Below are 22,011 nucleotides of genomic sequence, written 5' to 3' on the forward strand. Positions count from 1 at the left end.
AAGAACTACAATTAAAAGCCTTTTATTACTATTTAGCATCCCCAAGCTGATCATATGCTGAATCGTATGTCCACTCTAATCCGTAGCCCTTACTCGACAGGTAGATGGTCCCGACTGTATTTCCCTCTTTACTGAGCAGAATAGGAAATAACCCTTCTTTTCCATTGAAGATAGGTGAAAGCGGCGTTTTTTGATATTCATTGAAAATATCCGGAAGTGTTACCGCGAGCTTTTCCCATGACTGCCCCTTATCCTTGGTCCAATAAATAACTGGCCCATTATCTTCATAGTATCTGAACCCTAAGAATCCGATATCCTTGTTAGAGAAGCCTGCTCCTGTTAAGCTTTCCGCGTACAAATCGTTAGGATTGCCAATCTCCGTCCATGTCTTCCCACCATCAAAGGTCAGGTATACATAATTCAACGAACGTCCCACGCCCGCAGAACCTCCCGAGACAATCCAACCATTTTGTTTGTCTGTAAACCCGATAAACTTCGCGTCATAACCTTTTGCACCTTCAATGTTGTAGTTATTCCACGTTTCTCCCATGTCATCACTGATCAATACCTGAAGTGGAGATTTTTTGCCATCGGCAAATCCATAGACAATAGCGGTTTTATCCTCGGAAATAAAGAAGCCGGTATCTGCTCTTCCCATCCCTAGTTCTGATCCAGTCGTATCAAGTTTTAAAGGGGCTTGCGCTTGGATCTCCCCATTCCGATAGGAAAAAGATACATTTCCACTCTCATCCACGGAATACTTATTGCCAGCATCATGTACAACAACCTGTTCACCGCTAGAGCTATACGAATAAATCGTACCTGGTTTGAGCGTCTTATCTGTAGATTGACCGTTTACGTTCGTACAAGCAGCTAATATGGCCGTAACTCCAACCACCATTAAGACTGCAAAAAATGCCCCTGCACCATTTCGTTTTTCTTTCATATTTAATATACTGCCGAATCGCTGCTTCATCGAGTGTTTCCCCCTCGCAAAATTTGTTGACAAGGCAACATGCCGAGTTTCATTGCTTTGCATGACCGATAAAATCGCTTCACAGTATTTCTTCCGATAGCCCGCTCCTCGCTCAAATACAACGGTGTCATCACAGTATATTTCAATTTCGTGGGCGGCTTCACGCGCCATGACCCAAACAAACGGATTAAACCAATGCAGTGCCTGCGCGATCAGAAGCAACAGCTTAAATACGATGTCATGCCTTTTGTAATGAACCAACTCATGTTTAAGGATAAACTCCAGCTCTTCATCACTATATTGTTCATGTGGCAAAAACAAAGTTGGCTTGTAAAAGCCCATTAACATCGGATTCGAAACTTTATTGCTTATCAAAACTGGAATGGAGGCTGTTACGTTCATTTCTTTAGAGACTTGTTTGAGCTTGGAGACTACATCCTCCCTTAGAAAAGAACTGCTCCAACGCAGCGCTTGTTTTCTGAAGAAGAAATAGCTCAGCAAATGATACACTAAAAAAAGTACAGCTCCAGCAAGCCAGATGGAAGCTACAATATCCACAATTGATGGCATATGGCTTAAGTTCACTACCTCAACTGGTTGAGAGATTGCAGATGGATCTACCTGTAAATTCTGAGACGATGTATCTTGAAAGACAGCTGTTATCCCCTGACCTTCAGGTAATTGAATGTCTACAGGAGGATTAGTAAAGGAGAAGTTAAATGGCAGCAATAATCGCATAGTTAAAATCAACCATATACAATAACTCCACTTCGCAGAATAATGCTTCCTTAACATAGGAGTTAGCAAGATCAAGCCGAGAATAACTAGACTTGTGGTTAATGAAATCACCAGAAGATCTAAAAAAAGACTTGTTATCATCAGGATTCCTCCTTCTCTACTCTATCCAGCATTTCCCTCAGCTCTGCAAGATCACCTTTATCGATTGCCTTCCCGTTGTATAAGGACATCACCATATCTTGTACAGAGTTGCCGAACAGCTTCTCAAGCGTGGACTTCCCTTCGCTCTCTTTATAGTGAGTTTCCGAAATTGCGGCGATATAACGATTGCTCCGTCCCTCTTTTTCACAATACAGAAAGCCCTTTTCAACCAACCGAGACAACACAGTCAATAAAGTTGCAAGTGCCCATTTACGCTTATCCCCCAGCTGATTCAAAATGTAGGAAGAGTTGACCCAGCCTTCCGCTCGCCAAATCACCAGCATAATTTCCAATTCAGCATCGGGCAGCCGTTTGATTTTGTTATTCATCACTTTTTCTCCTCGTTATACAATTGTGTAATAATACCATTATACAATTGTATAATAAAAAATCAAGCCCATCATTTCGTAGTAAATATATACATAATAGACGCTTATTCACTTCAAAGAGTTGCTAATTGAGTTAATAACCTTTTACAAAAAAACAAGCCATCCCTTAGATGAACTAAGAGATGGCTTGTTTGTAATACTTAGAGCGCCGCAATCCGCTGCTGGATGCGTGGGAATAAGGCGAAGGCATTCTCGTAAAATACTTTTTCGTGGTGCTGCTCAGGGACAAGTCGGCGGACAAATTCCGCATACAGGTCAATAGGCGCAAGTGGCCAATCCGTGCCGAACAACATTTTCTCATAATGATCAGAATACACCAGCGCCCGGCGAAAATGATCCATGAACAGTGGTTCATTCATGAACCGTTCAAAATGAGGCCGATCACCGACCACAAGGCCGGATAAATCGGCATAGACGTTCGGATTTTTGGCCACCACTTCGGCAGCATCCATCACCCAGGGATCTCCAAGATGACAGATCATAAAATTCACATCACGTCGTTGGAATGCTAATTCGTCCACGGTAAGAGGATGTGCATACTTAAGCAATCCATTCATCGAGTACGTATCACCGGTATGAATGACGACAGGCGTGCCGTACTTGGCTGCCAGCTCATAGATCGGTGAATAGATTTTGTCATAAACGTAATGATGATAGTACCCGGCATAGAGCTTAATACCAGCTACCTCTGGAGCTTGCAGCCGTGCCTCAATTCGATCCAGCTCCTCCTGAGCATCCTTTCCTCCGAGCATATTCGGATTGATACCCACGCATTCCATTAAGAAAGGCGGCACAGTGTCTTCCAAGTCAAGGCCCATTGGATTAGGGGAAGTAGAGTCAGGGAAAGCTCCCTTCGTCTGCTCCGATACCCCCATTCCAATGCCCAGAATAACGTCGTTCTTATCAAACTCCGCTTTGAGCCCGGCAGCAGTGTAATCGACTTTGGAGAGATCCAGTGCTGTTTGATGAAAGCTGTCGATGTCCGACAGGTGAATGTGAATATCAATGATCGGCATTTGAGATCTCCTTTTCGTCAGTAGGTCTAGCAAAGGTCAGCTTCAAAAGACTGCGGACATCCTCTGAATTCAGAGCGAGTTCTCCCATGATCAGGAAGGACGGCTGTGTCCAAACGGTTTCTCCATTTAAAAGCTTAAGATGATGATGCACCCCGTGATTAAATACCTTATTGTTCACATACGCCGAGGCACTCTGATTCGGATGATTGCTAACCATATGCAGCATATCCTTACGCGAAGATGCACCAATTCGCAATAGTCCCTTGGCCTCAAGATAGGTTTCAACCGTTCCTAATAAGAACTTGCCCTCCTTGGAGAATTCCATCCATCCTTCGGCATAGACTGGCGAAGGTTTGATATAATTCTCCTCCGCCAAAGAGTAATTCGGTAGAGCCATTCCACTGCCATTGGTCACCGAATGCAACACACAGAGCACAGGGACGCCGGGGAGCATAAGGTAATGCTGATTAACAACAATCCCTCGGTTCTTTTCCTGCTTCTCGATCGAAGTAGTGATACGTAATCCTTTCCATACATTGCCCTGAACATCCATTTGCTCGGTCCAAGCTGCGCTTCTTGGCTCCTCCAAACGACTAAATCCACCTATGCCTGAAATACCTACACCGAGTCCACCATGCCAAGGATTCCACCAGGAACGTGGTGCTGCTTCCGGATAGGAGCTATCCAGCCATTCTTCTCCATGGTGCTTCAGTGAATGCACAACACTGCCGAAATCAGGAGCAGCTGCAATAGAAAGAACTCCGTTGCTCACAGTGTAAATAGGACCCGCGAGTCCCTCTTCTGTGTCACACACAACGGCTGCTGTTTCCGTTTGAGGGAACCAGAGACCTGTTCGCTCTTGAATACGATCCTCTCCACGATAGACGACTCGAACCTTCTGTCCTGATTGGCTGAGTTCTGAAGAAGTTTCCGCTTCCTCAGGTGAGAGCTCAAAGCCCGCGGAGTGCAGATTCTGCTCTCTTTGCAGCTCCATCTCAGAGACTTTCTGCTCCTCTCCTCTATCCATTTGTACATAGAGCTCGAGGCTTCCATTAAGCGGAGTCATCTTTCGTTCGATTAACTCCGCATGAAGTGCCTCCGCCGCAAACGGGTTTCCACTGCCGAGCGTTAATTCAAGATGATCATCCAACACCGGTGTGATCGGATCGTGCTTTTTCCGTGCAAAGGTGCGGAAATCGGACCACTTCAGGAAGGTGTTTAAAGCGAACACCAGCGTCTTTGTTCGTACGACATCTCCAGCGGAGATTTGACCAAGATTATGCTCCAATCCAAGTGGATATTCCGGACGAAGCAGCTTCAGCGAAGGGTCCCAGCAAACACCACATGTGACGTTTTCTTCCTTGCTGAACAACCAGTTTTCCGTGATTTGAGCGCTGTCCCAATAACTCGGATCACCCGAATAAGCATCGCCCATATCTACGTAATGACCTTGATAGGGGAGGATGAGCCGTTTGCCAAAAAATCCGAAATTCGTTAGCAGATACATATCCTCTTCCAACGTTTGGTTACTAGTATTGCAGACCTCGCTATAAAACTCAGCGATTCCGTTTGCAAATAGCTTAGCCACTCTTTTTATCTCCAGACCCGGGAATTCATCCGATTCATAAAGGGTCTCTAGTACCTGGCCCTCTCCTTCGGAATAGATCTTTATTTCTTTTGCCTGTTTCTTCGAAAATTCCTCGGCGAATGGTTTACCTAACTTCGGATGAGTCAACCAGAAATTATGGCTCGAGCCGGGATATTCAATCCATATCCCATTGTCATTATTATTAAGATGAACGGAGTAGGCGCCGTTTACAGCCACCCACTGATCCCCGTTCTCCCCGCCAAAACGGCCATGCGTTCCTTTCATTAGCACAGATAATTTGCTTATGAAGGAGACTGCCTTCTCTCCAGCAGGAACAGCCGTCACCTCAATATCCCGTGAATAAAGGCCATATGAATTGAGGGTAAAAGGTACTTGGATAGAAGCCTTACTCTTAGCCGGAACCGCGAAGCTTACCGCCCGATCCTCCCACGTCAAAAACTCTTCGTCTGGCAAATCAAAAGAAAATTCCGCTTCCGTTGCAAAATTATTCTCAACATTCAAATATAGCTCAGCGGGAAGACCCGGATACAGCTCACGCGTTGGCAACTCCATCATCATTTTTAGTGGAAATTTAGGAGCAACACCTATACGAAACTCAGCACGCTTGCCACCGATGAGCCATTTGCTCAGAACAACGGGATGAGTTTTCTTGTCGTTTTGCTCTTCACGAATCGGATCAAGCTCGAACTCACCTTCTACAATAACCGTTTCTCCTGGCGCGAGCGTTGGTGCAGCGGACAAGGCAAAACGAATATTTTTGTGGTTTTGACCTTGGATCTCAATAGCCAGATCTGACGCCGAACGATTCTTGATGTGATAGCGAATCTTATAGGTGGAACCGAATACAAGATCGTGATCTTCAATCTCTGTGAAGATTTCATAGTCAGGTGTGTCAAGAGCCGTCAGGCCGCGACCGGTCTTCTCGAATTCAGCCCGTAAGGAGAGTTCTCCCTTTTGCCAAGTGTAATCGAAGAAATCAAATCCACGCTCCCGGCGACCATCCGGCTGAATGGGCAGTTCACGGGTACTATCTGCATACCAATCCAGCTGCTCAAAATAGGGAGCGAGTGCTTCCGTTTGCAGAACCGTCGGAATGAAGTTCATCAGATGGACGTAATCCTCATTTTTTTCCCAAAAGAATCCACATTTCTTATACATCGGTACGGCCTTCGTATTACCTGCCCAAGTAAACAGATCAAGCCGCGGCCAGCCCGCTTCAATTGTTTTGCGAACAGCGTTCAAAATCAGGTTACGACCTACCTTGTATCCGTGATAATCAGGTCGCACATTCAACAGCGGAACATACAGAGCCCCTTCGTCTTGACGGTAATGAGCAAAACTGCAGAAGCCGACCACTTCCTCACCATCAACGGCGAGAAACACATTCAGATTGGAAGAGATCTCCATCTCCCGGCGTACTGTATCCTCAGTTCTCTGATTGGTGCCTCCACCCCAGCTTTCGTTGCTACGGTTCCACATTTCTGCGACCGCCTTTGCATAAGAAGGATCATATTCTATAATGCGGATTTGTTCCGCTGTAGTCTTTACAGTCATGCTCTCATCTCCCTTTATTCCTCAAATATGAGTATGTATTCGTACAAAGTTATTCTGGATAAAACCTCTACAACTTTATTCAAATAACTCCTACGAGTTCTTATTATACTATTAATTGGAAGGCAGTTACGAGGTAAAAAACACTTTCTCCTTATTTTCTACATAAAGCCACTGCCAGCAGAAAGCTGCAGAATAAAAAAGCTGTCGAGACTCCCTCGACAGCCTTTGAATCTGCTCTAGGAGCAGCTTTTCTTTTTAACAGCTCTCCACACGATCCGTTGAACTTTTTCTCACATTCGCGATACCTACAATACCAATCAACAGTACGCAGAAAGAATAAGGAAGTGCCGTATTAGCGGTGTATAAAGCTGTACCTATAACCGGACCTATGAATGATCCCCCACCTTGCAGGGCCGCAATAAAGGAAGCAACACTTCTTTGCTCATGGTCTTGAACCGCCATTGAAGCACCCGCACTGTAGCCGAGTAATGTAAAGCCAATGCCAATTCCCAAGAATATAAAGTCCACATACGCAAGTCTGATAAACATTAACAAGCCCAGCAAACCTAAAGCGACAAATAAAAGGCCCACAAGCAGTACCTTCTTAGGATGCCATTTGAGATATTTGCTGATCACAATTTGTGAGAGAACCACCATGATTCCCGAGATAGCCAGGCCCGTTCCAATTAACTGAGTGGCTTGCCGGGTACTGTAACCAAGGCTATCCTGCACGAAAAATCCGATAGTAACCTGCACGATATTCAGAGCAAACGATAGCAATAGTCCAATCCATAAATAGAGGCGTATCCGTTTGTCGTTGGGTGAAAGTGAAATCGCCTGCCGCTCGATCTCGACATTCTTTTCTTTAGGAATAAATACTAGAAACAAAATGGCCAAGGTGAATAATAATATCGCTGCGGCGTACATTGGTGAGGTGAGTCCCAGCGAAGCCATTCCTCCGCTCATTGCCGGTCCTACTACAAAGCCAAGTCCATTCGCTGCACCGAATAATGCCATTCCTTGTGTGCGTGTTTCTTTTGTACTCCAGCCCATAACATAAGCTTGTGCTAATGCCGGAATACCTCCAAAGAAAAAGCCGGCGATTGCACGAAGTATAAAGAAACTCCAAAATAGGCTAGTTTTGCTCTCCGCATTTACTGCATAATCAGCAAGTAGTGCAAAAATGATGAGCGTTGCCATATAGACGAACATGATCGAAGCAAGCAGCCATTTTCGGCTCATGAACGTTTGTTTTTCCCAGAAATATCCTCCGAGCAGCCAGCAAAGTCCCGCTACCGATACCAAACATCCTGATTGAAAATCACTAAGTCCCAAATTTCGAGCAAGCGGTCCAATAATCGGATTAAATGCAGCTATCGATATCATCCCTGTCAGTACAATTAGAAACATAATACCCAATCTGTATTTCATGAAATTCCCTTCTCCTCTCAAGTAAACCAAAACAGTATACGATTCATAATCGCTGTGTTCATGGTACTATGCTTGGAAGTCAGGCCTCTACCCGTTGACGGATAACTTTACTGGTTATCGGGATTATTAGTAGAACACAAAAAAACTGCTCCTAAGAGCAGTTTAAGGGATAACCTTTTAATCTACCGTCCCAATATTCTCCAAGTGTAATGAACTTTCGGTGCTAACGCCCGCTTCAGTACTCAAAGTAGTAAGTGCTTGTTTAAGATCCTCTTTATTCACATACACATATGGACTCTTCCAAAGAGATTCCACATGTAAGGAATTGATATGGTCTGGTTTGAGTTTAGGGAAGTTCAACAACCATTGCTGGAGATCTGCTTGAGGAATATCTGTCTTTACATTTTCACCGATGATATCTAATACATTTCCCCATTGGGACACGCCTTGGAAATTCCCCAGCTTATCCAGAATCTGCTTGATTACTTGCTGCTGGCGATCATTACGCTGAAAATCGGAGGATTCAGCCGTTCCTTGATTCGATTTGCGGTACCGCACAAAATCAAGCACTTGTTTGCCATCCAGCTTCTGCAAGCCTTTCTTTAAGTCGATCTTCGTTCCATCTGCCGAATCGGTATATTTCATATCCATATCGACATCAATGGTTAGCCCGCCAAGCAAGTCCACCGTCTCTTTTAAGACATCAAAATTCACCACAACCATGTGATCAATCGGCAGACCGAGTAAATTGCTGAAAAACTCTTTTGTATTAGGGATAGCTTCAGTTTTATCTTTTATGTAATGGTAAGCATAATAATAATTAGCTTTTCGAGATGGCAACGATTTAGGTTTGAGCAACAAATCCCGCGGTATAGATAAGAAACTCGTCGACTTGGTGTCCGGATTGAAGCTGACAAGCATCAGTACATCGGTATTCATCACTCCACCACCGCCGTCCCGACTATCTACGCCGGCAAGCAGAAAAATCATAGGTTCAACCGATACCGTCTCCTTTTTTTCCTCTGGGGGAGCAGTTGGCTGAACGATGACTGGAGCTGCCATACGCTGTATCGCATCGTCCGTCTTTTTGTATAAATACCCTGCATATACTCCAATTCCTATAATCGTTGCACCTAAGACAAGACCAGTACTCGTCAGAATTTTACGAGTTGTTGTCCACTTGCGTTTGTTAGACATAATTTCCTCCACTCAGTTCCAGTAGCTTTTTCAATCAATGCTGTCATCCTTATGGACTTTAACACTTAGCACGATGCCAATTGCAATCATATTAGTAAGCAGTGAGCTGCCTCCATAACTAATGAAAGGCAAGGATATCCCCGTCAGGGGCAGCAATCCAAGATGCATGCCAAGGTTAACAGAAACTTGAAAGATGATCATGGCGATAAACCCGGTGACAACATATGCCCCTGCACGATCCCTGCTTTCCAGTGCGATAAAGATCATTCGATACACGAGCAGTAAATAAAGCATCAGCAGCACGGATGAACCTATGAAACCGTATTTTGCACCGATGACTACATAGATCGAATCAGAATACGCATAAGGAATATATCCTTTTCGCAAAAAAATACCTTCACTACCCGATAATCCACCGGAGCCAATAGCTATCATTGCGTTTTTGACATGCCAAGATTTATCAGGATCACTCTGCGGATCCAAAAAAGCTTGAATTCGTGACAGTTGATGGGGCTCGACAATCTTTGATAACAAGTCGAAGTTGGCATAATACAGCCATAGTATCGTGCCGATCGAAATAATCACCACACCGAGGATCAAAATCATATATAGCGCACGAATGTTACCAATCCAAAGCATACTAAGCAATATGCCAGCAAAAACGAGCGCTGTACCCAAATCGGGTTGATCCATGATCAAAATGAAAGGAATTATAAAAACGAAACAAACCGGCACTAAATCTTGAAAAAAGCGAAGCTGCTGTCCTTCTCGTTTACCCAATAGATGAGCAATGAGCAGCACCGTACATATTTTAGCCAGCTCGGAGGGCTGAAGCTGAAAGCTCCCAATACTTAACCAGCGTACGGCACCATTGAGGTTTTCTCCAACCAGCTTGACTAGCATAAGTAGACCAATACCCACGCCATAAAAGAGATATGCTAACCTGCCTAATAGAATCTTATAATCTACCAACGCAATGAATAACATGGGGATGCAAAATAAAGCAAATAAATACAACGAACTGATGTAAAGACCGTCTAACCGTGTATCCGTAGTCGCTCCATAAATAGCAACAGTACCAATACCAACTAGGCATGTTACGAGAAAAAGTACGGATCTGTCCAGCTTGGCAATTTTGGTGGAGAGAAACATGATACAACCTCTATTTAATTTCTGTATTTTTCTTGTTGTGTACGGGATACATGCATGAAAATGAGCAGCATAAATAATCCGCTGAGCACGGATTATTAGGTTGAATGATTATCTCAGATCAAATTTGTCTTGATACGCCTTCTTCGATAACAGTTTTAGTTTATCTTCACTCAGCGTATAAATATCCAGACCGTTCCCTGCCTCGCCCAATGACCAGCCCAGCGCGAGCTCGTTATGGCCATCATCATCGACATCATAGAATCCGGCATAGTCCAGGCCATACCCAAACCCCTCAACCTCTGAAATCTTATGCCACGCTTCATTTTCCTGCCTAAGCAGCATTGCTTTTATAGAAGAACCTTTGTTTTTGCTGTACTCATATACAACTACAGCTTCGTCGATACCGTCTCCATCCATATCTCCAAACGAGATAGCATTATCCTCTTGTCCATCCAACGGAGTTATCAATTGAGCTTTGTCGGGAAGCCATTTGATAAATTCCTGGCTCGTTTTGTCTCGCTGCAGGCTTGCTTCTGATGATGGAGGTTTAATCAGCTCTCCTGGTGTTGCCGGCACACCGCATCCTCCGAGCAAAAGTAACGTTGTTAACATAGCACCTATTTTTATGAATTTGCTCGGCATTTGGATCATCGACTCCTCGCTTGTCCGCATATATAGTATTTTATCTGTGAAGGAGATGAAAGTGGTTATGAAATAGTTAAATTTGAGTTCTTATTTTATCGGCAAGTCAAATTGTACAATCGTTCCTTTACCCAAAACGCTGCTTATTCGCAGCTCTCCATGATGTAATGCGATAATTTGTTCCGAGATGGACAGTCCCAAACCGCTGCCTGACGCCTGATGATCCCCTTTGTAGAATTTTTGCCTCACATTCTCTAAATCCGCTTCTGCGATGCCTGATCCATTATCTTCAACCGTAATTACAACTTTCCCTGGAACCGTATGTGCGGTAATAAGAATTCGACCTGAGGAACTAGTAAATTTGAGTGAGTTATCGATGAGATTAATCATGACTTGCTTCACACGATTCTCATCAGCTTGAATGACCGGTAGATTCTCTTCTATTTTCACTTCGAGTGAGATGCCTTGTCGGGTTGCTCTAGGGGTGAGTTGTCTGCCAATATGCTGCAGCAGCTCTGTTAGATCCACAGACGCGAGGTGAATAGCGATTCTTCCGTTATCCAATTTAGAGAAATCGAGCAGTTCATCTACCATATGAGTTAACCTGTCACTTTCAGATTCAATGATATCTAGCCCATCATGAAACAGCGTTTGGTTACTCTCCCCACCCGCCTTCAAGGTGATTACCCAGCCTTTGATCGAGGTCAATGGCGTACGCAGTTCATGGGATACGGATGCGATAAAATCATTCTTAAGCTGTTCACTTTTCGATATTCGACTGGCCATCATATTCAATGTATCTGCCAAGGAACCAAGCTCGTCTTGGTAGCGCTTTTGTACTCTTATGCTGAAATCTCCTTCGGACATTTGATCTGCTGCCTGTTTCAGATCTTTTATGGATCTGGTTATGGTCCAAGACAGTAATAATCCAAGTAAGGTGACAATACCAATCACTAGCAAACCTACCCCGATCAGCAAAACTGCAATTTGATTAACTGTATGTATAGTTTCCGTTAAGGACGTAATAAATCTGACTTCCCCCACGATGTTACCTTTGGCTTGTAAAGGATAGGATACCGCAAAAATAGCTTCCTCGGTTAGAGGGTCCTCTCCCTTCCAACTGCCAGGCTGCCCCTTTATCGCTGCTTGCACATCCATGTAATCTGTCACGGTAAAATCACCTTGGATTCCATTCGAATCCTGCAACAGCCGACCTTCAGCATTAATAATCTGTACCTGTGCATCGGAATGGCTGGCAAAACCCTTTAATAACCTATCCGATTGTTCCTCTAAATCCTCTTCGCCAAAGTATTGCTGATAAAAAGAAGCTGACAGCTCTGCTTGATTCATCAGGGTTTGTTCTATGTTATGAAAATAATAATAACGCACAGATATATTAAGAATAATCTCAAGAATGAGCACAGTAAGGCAGATCACTACAAAATAGCTTCCTACTAATCTTTTCTGAATACCCATTCTTCAACCATCCTTTCTAAAGCGGTATCCAAGCCCCCATACAGTCTCAATCCAATGTGGATTTGAGGCGTCCACTTCAATCTTCTCTCTAAGCTTACGTACGTGAACATCTACCGTCTTAGGATCACCAATATAATCCTCACCCCAGACCAGATTCATTAATTCATTCCTAGAGAGTGCTGTATCCGGGTGCTCCAGAAAGGTCTTCATCAACTGAAATTCCTTCGGGGTTAATTCAATAATGTCATCATGCTTAAACATCTTGTTAGAGTTCAAATCCAGACGTATCGGTCCAGATTGGAACACAGTTTTTTGCGGTTTTAGAGCTGTTTCTGTACGGCGCAATATCGCTTTGATCCGTGCTACCAGTTCTAATGGATTAAAAGGCTTCACAATGTAATCGTCGGCACCCATTTCAAGGCCATTGATTTTATCTAAATCCTGTCCACGCGCTGTTAAAAAAATGATAATGACCCCGGGATCCTGCTCTCTTAGCTTACGGCAGATCTCAAACCCATTCGAATCCGGCAGCATAATGTCCAGAACAATAACGTCTGGCCGGCTCGCCTCAAAGCTCTGCAATGCTTTTTCACCACAAGCAGCCTCAGTAACCTCAAACCCATTATTCGTTAAATTTATAGATATAAAACGTCTAATATTATCGTCATCTTCTACAATAAGCACATGATTGCGATCTACAGTATCCACAATTCCCACCCCTATTACCCAGTATTCAAAACAAAAAAACAAAAAAACTCTCCCAGTAATGAGAGAGTCTTGTCTCAGATCCCTATAATTAAATCACAAGTGGATATTACTCTATATCGCTGTGCTTGTCAAAATCTAATCCAAATACACAGCCTTACCCGTTTGTGCAGATTCATAAATCGCTTCTAATATTTGCGAGACAACATAAGCCTGTTCAGGAGTTACAACGGGATCTTTATCCTGTTCAATAGCTTCGATCCACTTTCTTAATTCGATATCAGGTGCACTTTCTGCTTTACCTTCATAGTAGGCTACGCCGCCTGCTCCGAGCTCAATTTTATTGGTGTACAGCTTGCTGAATTTCTCTCCGTTTATTCTAAGTCCGTCTTTCATATCCGCGCCAGCTTCCGTCCCGCTTAAGCTGCACTTCGCTTCATGCACGTCCAGTGAATTGAGAGCCCAGCTCGCTTCGAGCATAATCGTAGCGCCATTCTCCATCACGACCATTCCAAAGGCTGAATCTTCAACAGTGAATTTCTTCGGATCCCATGGTCCCCAAGCGTTTGCAGCCTCTTCTTTTTGAGACAGCTCATGATATTTGGTGCCCAGCACGACTTTTGGTTTATAGTTATCCATCATCCACAGCGTTAGATCCAGCGCATGGGTTCCGATATCAATCAGCGGTCCGCCACCTTGCTTTTCTTCATCGAGGAATACTCCCCATGTCGGTACAGCTCTCCGTCTAATGGCATGTGCTTTTGCAAAATAGATATGACCAAGCTCCCCGGACTCACAGGCTTTTTTCAAATACAAACTGTCTTCTCTGTAGCGATTGTCATATCCAATAGTTAGCTTCTTGCCTGTACGTTTCGCTGCTTCCACCATTCGTTTGGCATCTGCTGCCGTCTTGGCCATTGGTTTTTCGCACATGACGTGTTTTCCTGCTTCAAGGGCTGCAATTGAGATCTCAGCATGAGCGTCATTCGGCGTTAGCACGTGAATAATATCAATGGAATGATCTTTCAATAATTCAGTATAATCCGTATAGACTATAGCTTCAGAACTTCCGTATTTCTCTGCCGCTTCTTCAGCACGTTCTTTAATAATGTCACAGAAAGCAACGATCTCAACCTTACTTTGTCTGCTCAAACTTGGAAGATGCTTCCCGTTCGCAATTCCACCACATCCAATAATTCCTACGCGAAAAACTTTACTCATTTCATTCACCCTCACTCTAATTAGTTTGTTTTGCATTTCGATAAGTTGCTGGAGTCATCCCTAACCGCTTGCGGAAGACAATATGCAAATATGTAGCATTCGTAAATCCTTCCGTTTGAGCGATTTGTTCGATCGGACAATTGCTTTCTTCAAGCTTACGGCAGACCGCTTTCAACCTTATATCCTCAAGCGCCCTGCTGAAAGATTGTTCGGCGTTAACTTGTTTAAACACTCGCTGCAGCTGCCTTGAACTAATATTCAGCTTTTCAGCAACATTCTCCAAGGTAACGGCTCCTGAATAATTAGCTTCCATATATTGAATTGCGTATTGGTAGCGATAAGTTGACATATCTCTTACAGGCGCTTCTGTTCGAATTCCACCTGCATCATACGCTCTTACTGCCTTTAATAAAATGCTGATTACGAGATGTTTAATGGAAGTATAATATCCCGTTAGTTTACCTTCACAAGCTTCATAGGCTTCAAGAAAACATTTCATAGCGCTGTGATAATCTTGTGCTGGAACTAGTGGTAGCTGCTTTAGCTTCTGAACACAGGTCTCAGCCTCCGCAACCTCCCAAGGATCTACGTCCTCTCTGATCTTCTCTTTGATGTCCACATGTAGACATAGCTCTTCCATGGATTCTTCTGGATTCGCCTCTTGGCGGTGCATGACACCCGGTCCGGTTAAATAGAGCATTCCCTCTGACAAGAGGTATTTTAGATCGCCAAGAATAACTTCTCCCTTTCCTCGTGGAATAAAATGAAATTCGAATTCAGAATGATTATGGAAATCTATTACTCTTCCCGGCGGAAAAGAGATCAAATGAAATCTAAGAACTGTTATCTCGTAATGTCCCCATTGAATAGAAATATCCAATCTCTCGAGCATATCATGCTTCTCAAACATCATCTCATAGGGAAAGTTACTCAATGTTAAATCCTCCTAACAGGTGAAGCCAATTACGCGTCTAGATCTGCTAAGCGAACCATACGAGCTTCTTTAGCAGAACGATTCGCCGCTTCCATCAATCTCGTAAGCTCCACAGCAATTTGAACATTCTGAGTGGCGAAGGTATCCTTTTGGATATGATTAACCCATTGATGGAATGCGCTTTCACGATTAGCTTGTAACGCTACTTCTTTCCATCCTTCCTCTTTGTCAGAGGATTTGTTACTTCTAAGCAGAAGCTTATCCTCTGGTGTTCCGTAAAGCAGTGTTCCCTCGGTTCCATGCACCTCGATGGTAAACGGCGAATGACTATTCACAAACCCAGCCTCCACCACACCAATTGCTCCTGAATTCGTAAATAGCGTCACCACTGCATTATCTTCTACTTCCTTGCCCGTTACATAACCAAAATTAGCACTTACACCGGTCACATCTTGACCTAAGAAAAGCTTCGTCAAATACATAGGATGACAGCCCAGATCAATCAAAGCTCCGCCACCACATTGTTCCAAACTGAAGAAATGATCAGGAAGCCAATTTTCTGTAGCCCCATTATGGGATAAGCGTACTCTGACGTAGGTGATCTCTCCGAGCAATTCTTGACTTAGAACTTCTTGAATCGATAAGGTGTATCCATCATTTAGACGCGGCAAGGAGACGGTCAGCTTCACCTCGTTATCTTCCACTGCACTAATAATTTCTTCAACTTCTTTATGTGTAGGGGCAATTACTTTTTCCGTAAAAATATGTTTACCTGCTTTGGCGGCAGCCACTATAACATCTTTATGCACATTAGTTGGTGCATCCACTATGACGGCATCTATATCCTCTTGCGCAAGCAGGTCATCCAGTGATTCGAAAAAAGGAACATGTAAGCTTTCGGCAGCTTTTTTTCCACGCTCTGCATCTTCATCCCAAACGGCAGCCAATACAGTATCCTCATGTTCTTGTGCCTGCTTCGTATAGTCCCAAGCATGTACATGCCAATAGCTAATCTTACCAATTCTTATCGTCATTTGCTTGTGCCTCCCGTATATATGTTATTCTGACATCTACTAATAAAATATCACATAACAAAACCCTTTATTAGTAGGAAAATGCGACATTAGATATATAATATTACGACATAAATAATTTGGAAACAAAATCAAATCAAAAAAAGAAACCCTCACTAGGTTAAACTGTACCCTATGTAAAGGACATTTAAAAAAAGTCTAGGCAGATTGAAGAAGATGATCTCTGTATTGAACAGGGGTCATCTTTTTTAAATCCCATTGATACCTGTAGTGGTTATAGTAGGTCATGTAATCCTTAATCTCCTGTTTTAACTCAATCAAAGTCAAACAAGGCTTAATGGAAGCTTGATCTTTAAAATGACCAAAAAAAGATTCTTGTGGGGCGTTATCCCAGCAGTTTCCCCGCCTAGACATAGATTGTTTCAATTTCATTTTCTTAACCATTTTTTGAAAATAAGGATGTGTATAATGAGATCCCTGATCAGAGTGAATGAAGGCACCATCAGCTCTTTTAAACCTTTGGTTTTTCTTAAGCTTTAGGAGAGTATCTGTCGCAAGATCCATTGTGATTCGATCTGACACGTGATATGCCAAGATCTCATTGGTTGAACTATCTTTGATTGTGGATAAATAGGCTTTTTTACCCGATCCGTAAAATAAATAAGTGATATCCGTCAGTAACACCTTACCTGGAATGTTCTGCTTAAACTCCCGGTTCAGCAGGTTAGGAACGACCCTATGCTCCTGAGTAGCCTTCATCATCCGTTTATAGGGATTGGCCCTCCTAAAGGGGCATACAATGCTGTATTTCTTCATAATCCTCCTAATCCTTTTCAAATTGTAGATCACCTTAAACTGGCCCTCCAATGTCATCTTGATGGATCGGGCACCTTTCTTTCGTCTTTTGAAATGAAAAGCTTTTAGAATGACTTCTCTTAGTTGCTCATCTTGCTGTTTCTTCTGGATTCTCTTTTGCTTTGCTTCGGAAGACCAATACCTGTAATATCCACTCCTGGAAACCCCGGATACTTTACATAAATAGTTGACCAAACGGGAGAGTTGATATTTCTCGATGATGGTATGAATAAGGACAAATTTCTGGCTAGATGAAAGTACTATCCTTTGTTTTGCCTCCTTTCCATGAAACGAATCTTTTTTAACAGTTCATTCTCCCCTCGCAGCAAAGCATTCTGAGCTTCTAGCTTGGCATACTTCTCTTCGAGCGTTAGCTCCCGTTTAAGGGGTCTTCCTGAGGCGTGGCTTCTTGTATCCTGCAAACCTAAGATTCCGTTCTCTTGGTAACTCGCACGCCATCTCTTTGCTGAGGATTCGACTCTTTGGAGCCCAATGACAGTTACGTCAAAACCACATACTTCAAATATTTCTCTCGGCGGCTTCCCCTTATTATTCTCTGAGATAAACAATTGCTTAAACGCATCCGTATATGTAATTGCCTTTGAAGATACGGACCTCACATTCGGATTGTTAGATAACTGCTTGATCTCTTTATCTGTAAATATTTTCTTGCTCATACCATTCCTCTTCCCTATCTTCTTCGTTATAAACAAAAATACCCTACCGAGAGACTTTTTAAAAGTGTCTACTCGATAGGGTACAGTTTAGGTTAGCTAACGGTTTCTTTATTAATGACTTCAGTCATCTCCATTTATTACACGACAAAAACTCATCTGTCTATACAAAAAAAAACCTCTGCACGTAGCATAGGGACTGTTGTTTTTCGCAAAAATTATACTTATAAATGAGCAAAAAGGACCACCCCATTCGGGCAGCCCTGTCTGCATGCAAATGCATCAGCTATTTTATTCCTCTTCCTCCACAACGCCTAGTGCGCGGTTCTTCTCTTTGAAACGGTCGTTATGGGACGAGACGTAGGCCATGTAAGGGGCATCCGGCTCCATGTACTTCTTCGCACTATTTAACGCTAAAATACCGCTGGTGAAGGTACCCGCAATCAGCTCAACCTTGCTCGGATAAGTAACGAAATCACCCGCTGCGTAGATACCCGGAATGTTGGTAATCATTTGGTCGTCTACCTGCATGTTCCATTCATTCATATTAAGCCCCCAATGGCGGATCGAACCGTAATCGCATCTCATCCCGTGACTGACGACCACAGCGTCGACCTCAAGCTTTTGCTGCTCGCCTGTAACAGTATGAGCTACGGTGACAGTGTCTATAATTTTGCCATCCTGGCTATGAAGCGCTTCTACCGTAAAGGGGGTAAGGATCGTCACGGAAGACTGTCTCATTTGGCTTACTGTCCGTTCATGTCCTCCGAATTCGCCGCGTCGATGGACTATCGTCACGCTGGCCGCAATCGGTTCCAGCTCAACGGCCCAATCCACAGCGGCATCACCGCCGCCAGAGATCAATACCCGCTTGCCGCGAAAGCCGTCCAGCTGCTGCACCGTATAATGCAGATTGGTCACTTCGAAACGATCTGCTCCCTCGATCTCCAGCTTTGCCGGCTTGCGAGCGCCGTAACCGATGGCCAGAATAACCGTCCGAGTGAGATGCTGCTCACCAGTATCTGTCGTCAATAGGAAATTCCCATCCTCCTGCCGCTCACAATGCTGGATACGCTGGCCGAGCACAATCATCGGCTCAAAGGTTTGTGCTTGCTGAACCAACTGGTCGATCAGCTTTTCCCCGCGGACAGGGGTGATTCCTCCAACATCCCAAATCATTTTCTCCGGGTAGGTCAGTATGCGTCCGCCCAATTCGTCCTGAGCTTCTATGAGCTTGGTTTTCAGTTCTCTCATACCACTGTAAAAGGCCGTGTACAATCCCGTAGGGCCGCCGCCAATAATCGTAACATCGAATAATTCTAGAGAATGGCTCATGACTGCTCTCCCAACATAACTGGAAGCTGTTTAATTAATGCTTCTCTCGCGAGCGGATCTGTCGTAATGCCCAGCCCCCCGTTTACAAAATAAACTTTCCCCGCCTTCACGGCAGGCAAATCTCTCCAGATCGGCTCGTTGATCATTTGCTTAACCGCATCAAGCTCAGGACCGTCAAAATAAACAATAAAGATCCGGTCTCCTGCCATATTCGGAAGCACTTCAGCCGATATGTCCGAGTATCCGTAGTTCTCAGGATCATCAATCAGCTCTTGGATACCTGCCGTCGGCTTGAATCCTTTCTCATGATAGACAAACGTTGGCAAATAGCTTGTTGTATACACGCTAAGTCTATTTTGACCTAGCATATATTGAAAGACGGAAGCCGTCTCACCACTCTGGATGGTGCCCTTCTGCAGCAGAGAATCCCACATTTCATTAATGTCAGCCTCATGCTTCGCTAGAAATTCATCCGCTTCTTTCTCAAAGCCTAGCCAATCGCCAATTCTCTGCACGCGTACAGGCATTGGATCCCACTCATTCGTCTGAATAACTGGCGCAACTTTTCTCATAACATCAAGCTGCTGCGCATCTGTCATCGAGGTAATAATTAGATCAGGCTCCAGCTCAATCAACTTCTCCGGGCTCGGCGGCCAGCCCACATCAGCAACGTCTTTCACTTCATCCCTGTACACGGCATATTGAAGCCCATCCTGAATCAGTCCAATAGGTTGAACGCCAAATAGCAAAATATCCCCGACCGTGTTATCTGTATAAATAATCCGCTTGGGTGAACTTGGAATCTCCACCTGTTTATCGTAAGCATCCGTCACAAGCTTGGTTGCTGATACCCCTTCTTGTCCGCTTCCTTGGTTTGTTGCAGCCGTTGCTGTATTTGTCGATTTAGCTTGGCTGCCTCCGCCGTTGCTGCCACACGCACTTAATGTTATTGCGATACAAAGCATAGCTAGACCTTTCCATATATTTTTGCTTTGAATTACCATCATTGTCTCCGCCCATCTCTCTGTTTTATTGATAATCATTATCAACTATAGCCAGTATAGTTTCTGCTCTTAACACCGACAAGGATAGGATGGGACGTTATTTTATACTATTGGGCTGCTTAATAACTAGAAGGAATCAATTGATATCTTGGTAGCTTTAATGTATGATTTCTTTAATTGATAATAATTCTCAATTGGACTTGGAGGTTTTCACTTGGAAAGGAACGGTTTGGAGGTCAGAAGGCCGGTACATACCCTTTATTTCGAATTGCACCATTTACAACATGTTGTTACTTCCCCATCAAGTGGAATCCCCCCGCAACCGCTGACCTCCTATACCTTGTTGGTCATGGAGGACGGTGAGGTCTCGCAAAGTTGGGACGATGAAGAATATACGCTAAAGGCTGGAAGCTGCTGGATATTTAGTCCTGGATCGATTATCGACATGAGCAAATTTCATGGTCAGGGCGGCTCGTTTTGGCTGCTCAACTTTTCCATCCTAGGCAACACAGCCAGACCCGTCACGACCTATTTGCAAGTCGGTGAATGCCGTATTTCCTCTACAAAAGTTCCGCTGCGCATCGTCAGGGAAATCAGCAAATACCAGAATGATAAGTCTGCTGCACGGCAAATGGACAATCACGCGAGATTTCAAAAGCTGATGCGAATCATGATAGAGAGCACGAAAGATCAGCCTGCTTCCGAAACTACACGTCAATCAGTACTAGCCATTATTGAACAGCTCAAGGAGCATTTTGCCGAAGAGATATCCGTAGAGGAGCTTGCTGCGCAAGCCCAAATCAGCAAACGCAGATTCACCCACTGGTTTAAGCACATTACTGGAAAGCATGTTTTGGAGTACATTACGGACTTGCGGATGGAATCAGCAAAACAACTCTTATTAAAAGGCGAGCGCCTGCAAGAGATCGCCGTCAAGGTCGGTTACCGGGATGAATTTTATTTCAACCGTCGCTTTAAGCAGACGGAGGGCTTAACGCCCGGACAATTTGTCCGCAACTACGAGAACAAACCAGCTCATATTTGTGCACTAACCTGCCTCGGTCATTTACTCGCACTTGGCATCCGGCCCATCGCAGCCGCAAAGAATTTAACCAACAGACCCTACTTGCGAAACCTTAGTCTGGATATTCACCGGGTGAACAATATTCCTTATCAACTGGAAGAGATTGCTGAGTTACAGCCGGAATATATACTGGTATCGAACGAACAGGAATGTGAAGAGCTATCAGCCGTTGCCTCTACGATGATCTTCTCCCAAAACGACCATAAACCAATGACTTTACTGGCGATGCTCGGCGAAGCTTTTAATAAACAGAGGATAGCACAGCAGCTAATTTTGCAATATGAACAGAAAGCTGAGCGTCACAGAACCGAATTACGGGGATTCATATCCAAGGAAGAAACGGTTTCTGTTATCGAAATACGCACTGATTCCATTTATGTGTTTGGCAACTTCTGGTGCCGTGGAGCTTATAATTTATATGATGGACTAGGCATGACAGCCCCTCCCATTATTGAGCAAGAGATGCTTAACCGTGAGGCTTATCGCCTGATTACAGAGGAGCAACTTTCGCTATACGCAGGTGACCGATTATTTGTGAGCATTCTTGATCCGGTTCGATTCAGAGCGCTGGAGAAGACTTTCATCTGGAAGCAGCTAAAGGCTGTACAAAATAATCATATCTATTCCATAGACCCGGAACATTTCGCTGTCAGCGACCCCATCTCCATGCACAGCCAAATGGACGTGCAGATGAAGCTTCTGCTTGCTCGCTAGTTTGAAAGCAACCTGGCTAAAGATTCTCTCTACTCTATAATACAAAACCAAGATCATGCTAAAAAAGCCA

Annotated in this window: 17 protein-coding genes; 1 reads left to right on the forward strand and 16 read right to left on the reverse strand. The window is 44.0% G+C overall.

Annotated elements, in window-relative coordinates:
- Positions 1–28: 28 nt before the first annotated feature.
- The 16 genes from QNH28_RS18950 to QNH28_RS19025 all read right to left on the reverse strand — a co-directional run bounded on the left by QNH28_RS18950 (position 29) and on the right by QNH28_RS19025 (position 20,182).
- Positions 29–1,855, reverse strand: coding sequence for a M56 family metallopeptidase (locus QNH28_RS18950; protein WP_283908054.1), 1,827 nt, complete (start codon positions 1,853–1,855; stop codon positions 29–31).
- On the reverse strand, positions 1,855–2,244 hold the full coding sequence (locus tag QNH28_RS18955; RefSeq protein WP_283908055.1) for a BlaI/MecI/CopY family transcriptional regulator: 390 nt from the start codon (positions 2,242–2,244) through the stop codon (positions 1,855–1,857). Before QNH28_RS18955 ends, QNH28_RS18950 begins: the two co-directional genes overlap by 1 nt.
- Positions 2,245–2,444: 200 nt before the next feature.
- Positions 2,445–3,320, reverse strand: coding sequence for an amidohydrolase family protein (locus tag QNH28_RS18960; protein WP_042189698.1), 876 nt, complete (start codon positions 3,318–3,320; stop codon positions 2,445–2,447).
- The gene (locus tag QNH28_RS18965) at positions 3,307–6,483 is read right to left on the reverse strand and encodes a GNAT family N-acetyltransferase (protein ID WP_283908056.1); all 3,177 of its coding nucleotides are present in this window, start codon (positions 6,481–6,483) and stop codon (positions 3,307–3,309) included. Before QNH28_RS18965 ends, QNH28_RS18960 begins: the two co-directional genes overlap by 14 nt.
- Positions 6,484–6,738: 255 nt before the next feature.
- The gene (locus tag QNH28_RS18970; protein WP_283908057.1) at positions 6,739–7,914 is read right to left on the reverse strand and encodes an MFS transporter; all 1,176 of its coding nucleotides are present in this window, start codon (positions 7,912–7,914) and stop codon (positions 6,739–6,741) included.
- Positions 7,915–8,091: 177 nt separating this feature from the next.
- Positions 8,092–9,111, reverse strand: a complete 1,020-nt coding sequence (locus tag QNH28_RS18975; RefSeq protein WP_283908058.1) for an LCP family protein — start codon at positions 9,109–9,111, stop codon at positions 8,092–8,094.
- A 30-nt stretch (positions 9,112–9,141) separates the two neighbouring features.
- Complete coding sequence (locus QNH28_RS18980; protein ID WP_283908059.1) at positions 9,142–10,263, reverse strand: FtsW/RodA/SpoVE family cell cycle protein; 1,122 nt, start codon at positions 10,261–10,263, stop codon at positions 9,142–9,144.
- A 108-nt stretch (positions 10,264–10,371) separates the two neighbouring features.
- On the reverse strand, positions 10,372–10,905 hold the full coding sequence (locus QNH28_RS18985; protein WP_283908060.1) for a hypothetical protein: 534 nt from the start codon (positions 10,903–10,905) through the stop codon (positions 10,372–10,374).
- Positions 10,906–10,995: 90 nt separating this feature from the next.
- Complete coding sequence (locus QNH28_RS18990; protein WP_283908061.1) at positions 10,996–12,381, reverse strand: sensor histidine kinase; 1,386 nt, start codon at positions 12,379–12,381, stop codon at positions 10,996–10,998.
- Positions 12,382–12,384: 3 nt separating this feature from the next.
- Entirely contained in the window at positions 12,385–13,089 is a 705-nt protein-coding gene (locus tag QNH28_RS18995; RefSeq protein WP_283908062.1) for a response regulator transcription factor, read from the reverse strand.
- 135 nt (positions 13,090–13,224) lie between these two features.
- A complete protein-coding gene (locus QNH28_RS19000) occupies positions 13,225–14,307 on the reverse strand; it encodes a Gfo/Idh/MocA family protein (protein WP_283908063.1) in 1,083 nt (360 codons plus the stop codon).
- A gap of 16 nt (positions 14,308–14,323) precedes the next feature.
- Complete coding sequence (locus QNH28_RS19005) at positions 14,324–15,241, reverse strand: helix-turn-helix domain-containing protein (RefSeq protein ID WP_283908064.1); 918 nt, start codon at positions 15,239–15,241, stop codon at positions 14,324–14,326.
- A 29-nt stretch (positions 15,242–15,270) separates the two neighbouring features.
- On the reverse strand, positions 15,271–16,275 hold the full coding sequence (locus QNH28_RS19010) for a Gfo/Idh/MocA family protein (protein ID WP_283908065.1): 1,005 nt from the start codon (positions 16,273–16,275) through the stop codon (positions 15,271–15,273).
- 198 nt (positions 16,276–16,473) lie between these two features.
- Positions 16,474–17,807, reverse strand: a protein-coding gene (locus QNH28_RS19015) for an IS3 family transposase (protein WP_481858327.1) whose coding sequence is annotated in 2 segments (ribosomal slippage) — positions 16,474–17,418 and positions 17,421–17,807 — 1,332 coding nt in all. Because the reading frame shifts where the segments join, the coding sequence is not laid out codon by codon here.
- A gap of 288 nt (positions 17,808–18,095) precedes the next feature.
- The gene (locus QNH28_RS19020) at positions 18,096–19,139 is read right to left on the reverse strand and encodes an NAD(P)/FAD-dependent oxidoreductase (protein ID WP_283908067.1); all 1,044 of its coding nucleotides are present in this window, start codon (positions 19,137–19,139) and stop codon (positions 18,096–18,098) included.
- Positions 19,136–20,182 carry an ABC transporter substrate-binding protein gene (locus QNH28_RS19025; protein WP_283908068.1) on the reverse strand — a complete coding sequence of 349 codons (1,047 nt, stop codon included), beginning with the start codon at positions 20,180–20,182 and terminating at the stop codon, positions 19,136–19,138. The genes QNH28_RS19020 and QNH28_RS19025 overlap by 4 nt, the downstream gene beginning before the upstream one ends.
- A gap of 175 nt (positions 20,183–20,357) precedes the next feature.
- On the opposite strand from QNH28_RS19025, the gene QNH28_RS19030 reads away from it, so the two are divergent.
- Positions 20,358–21,941: an AraC family transcriptional regulator gene (locus tag QNH28_RS19030; RefSeq protein ID WP_283908069.1), complete on the forward strand. Its 1,584-nt coding sequence runs from the start codon at positions 20,358–20,360 to the stop codon at positions 21,939–21,941.
- Positions 21,942–22,011: the final 70 nt, after the last annotated feature.

The sequence above is a fragment of the Paenibacillus sp. G2S3 genome, from assembly GCF_030123105.1.
Taxonomy (GTDB): Bacteria; Bacillota; Bacilli; order Paenibacillales; family Paenibacillaceae; genus Paenibacillus_AQ.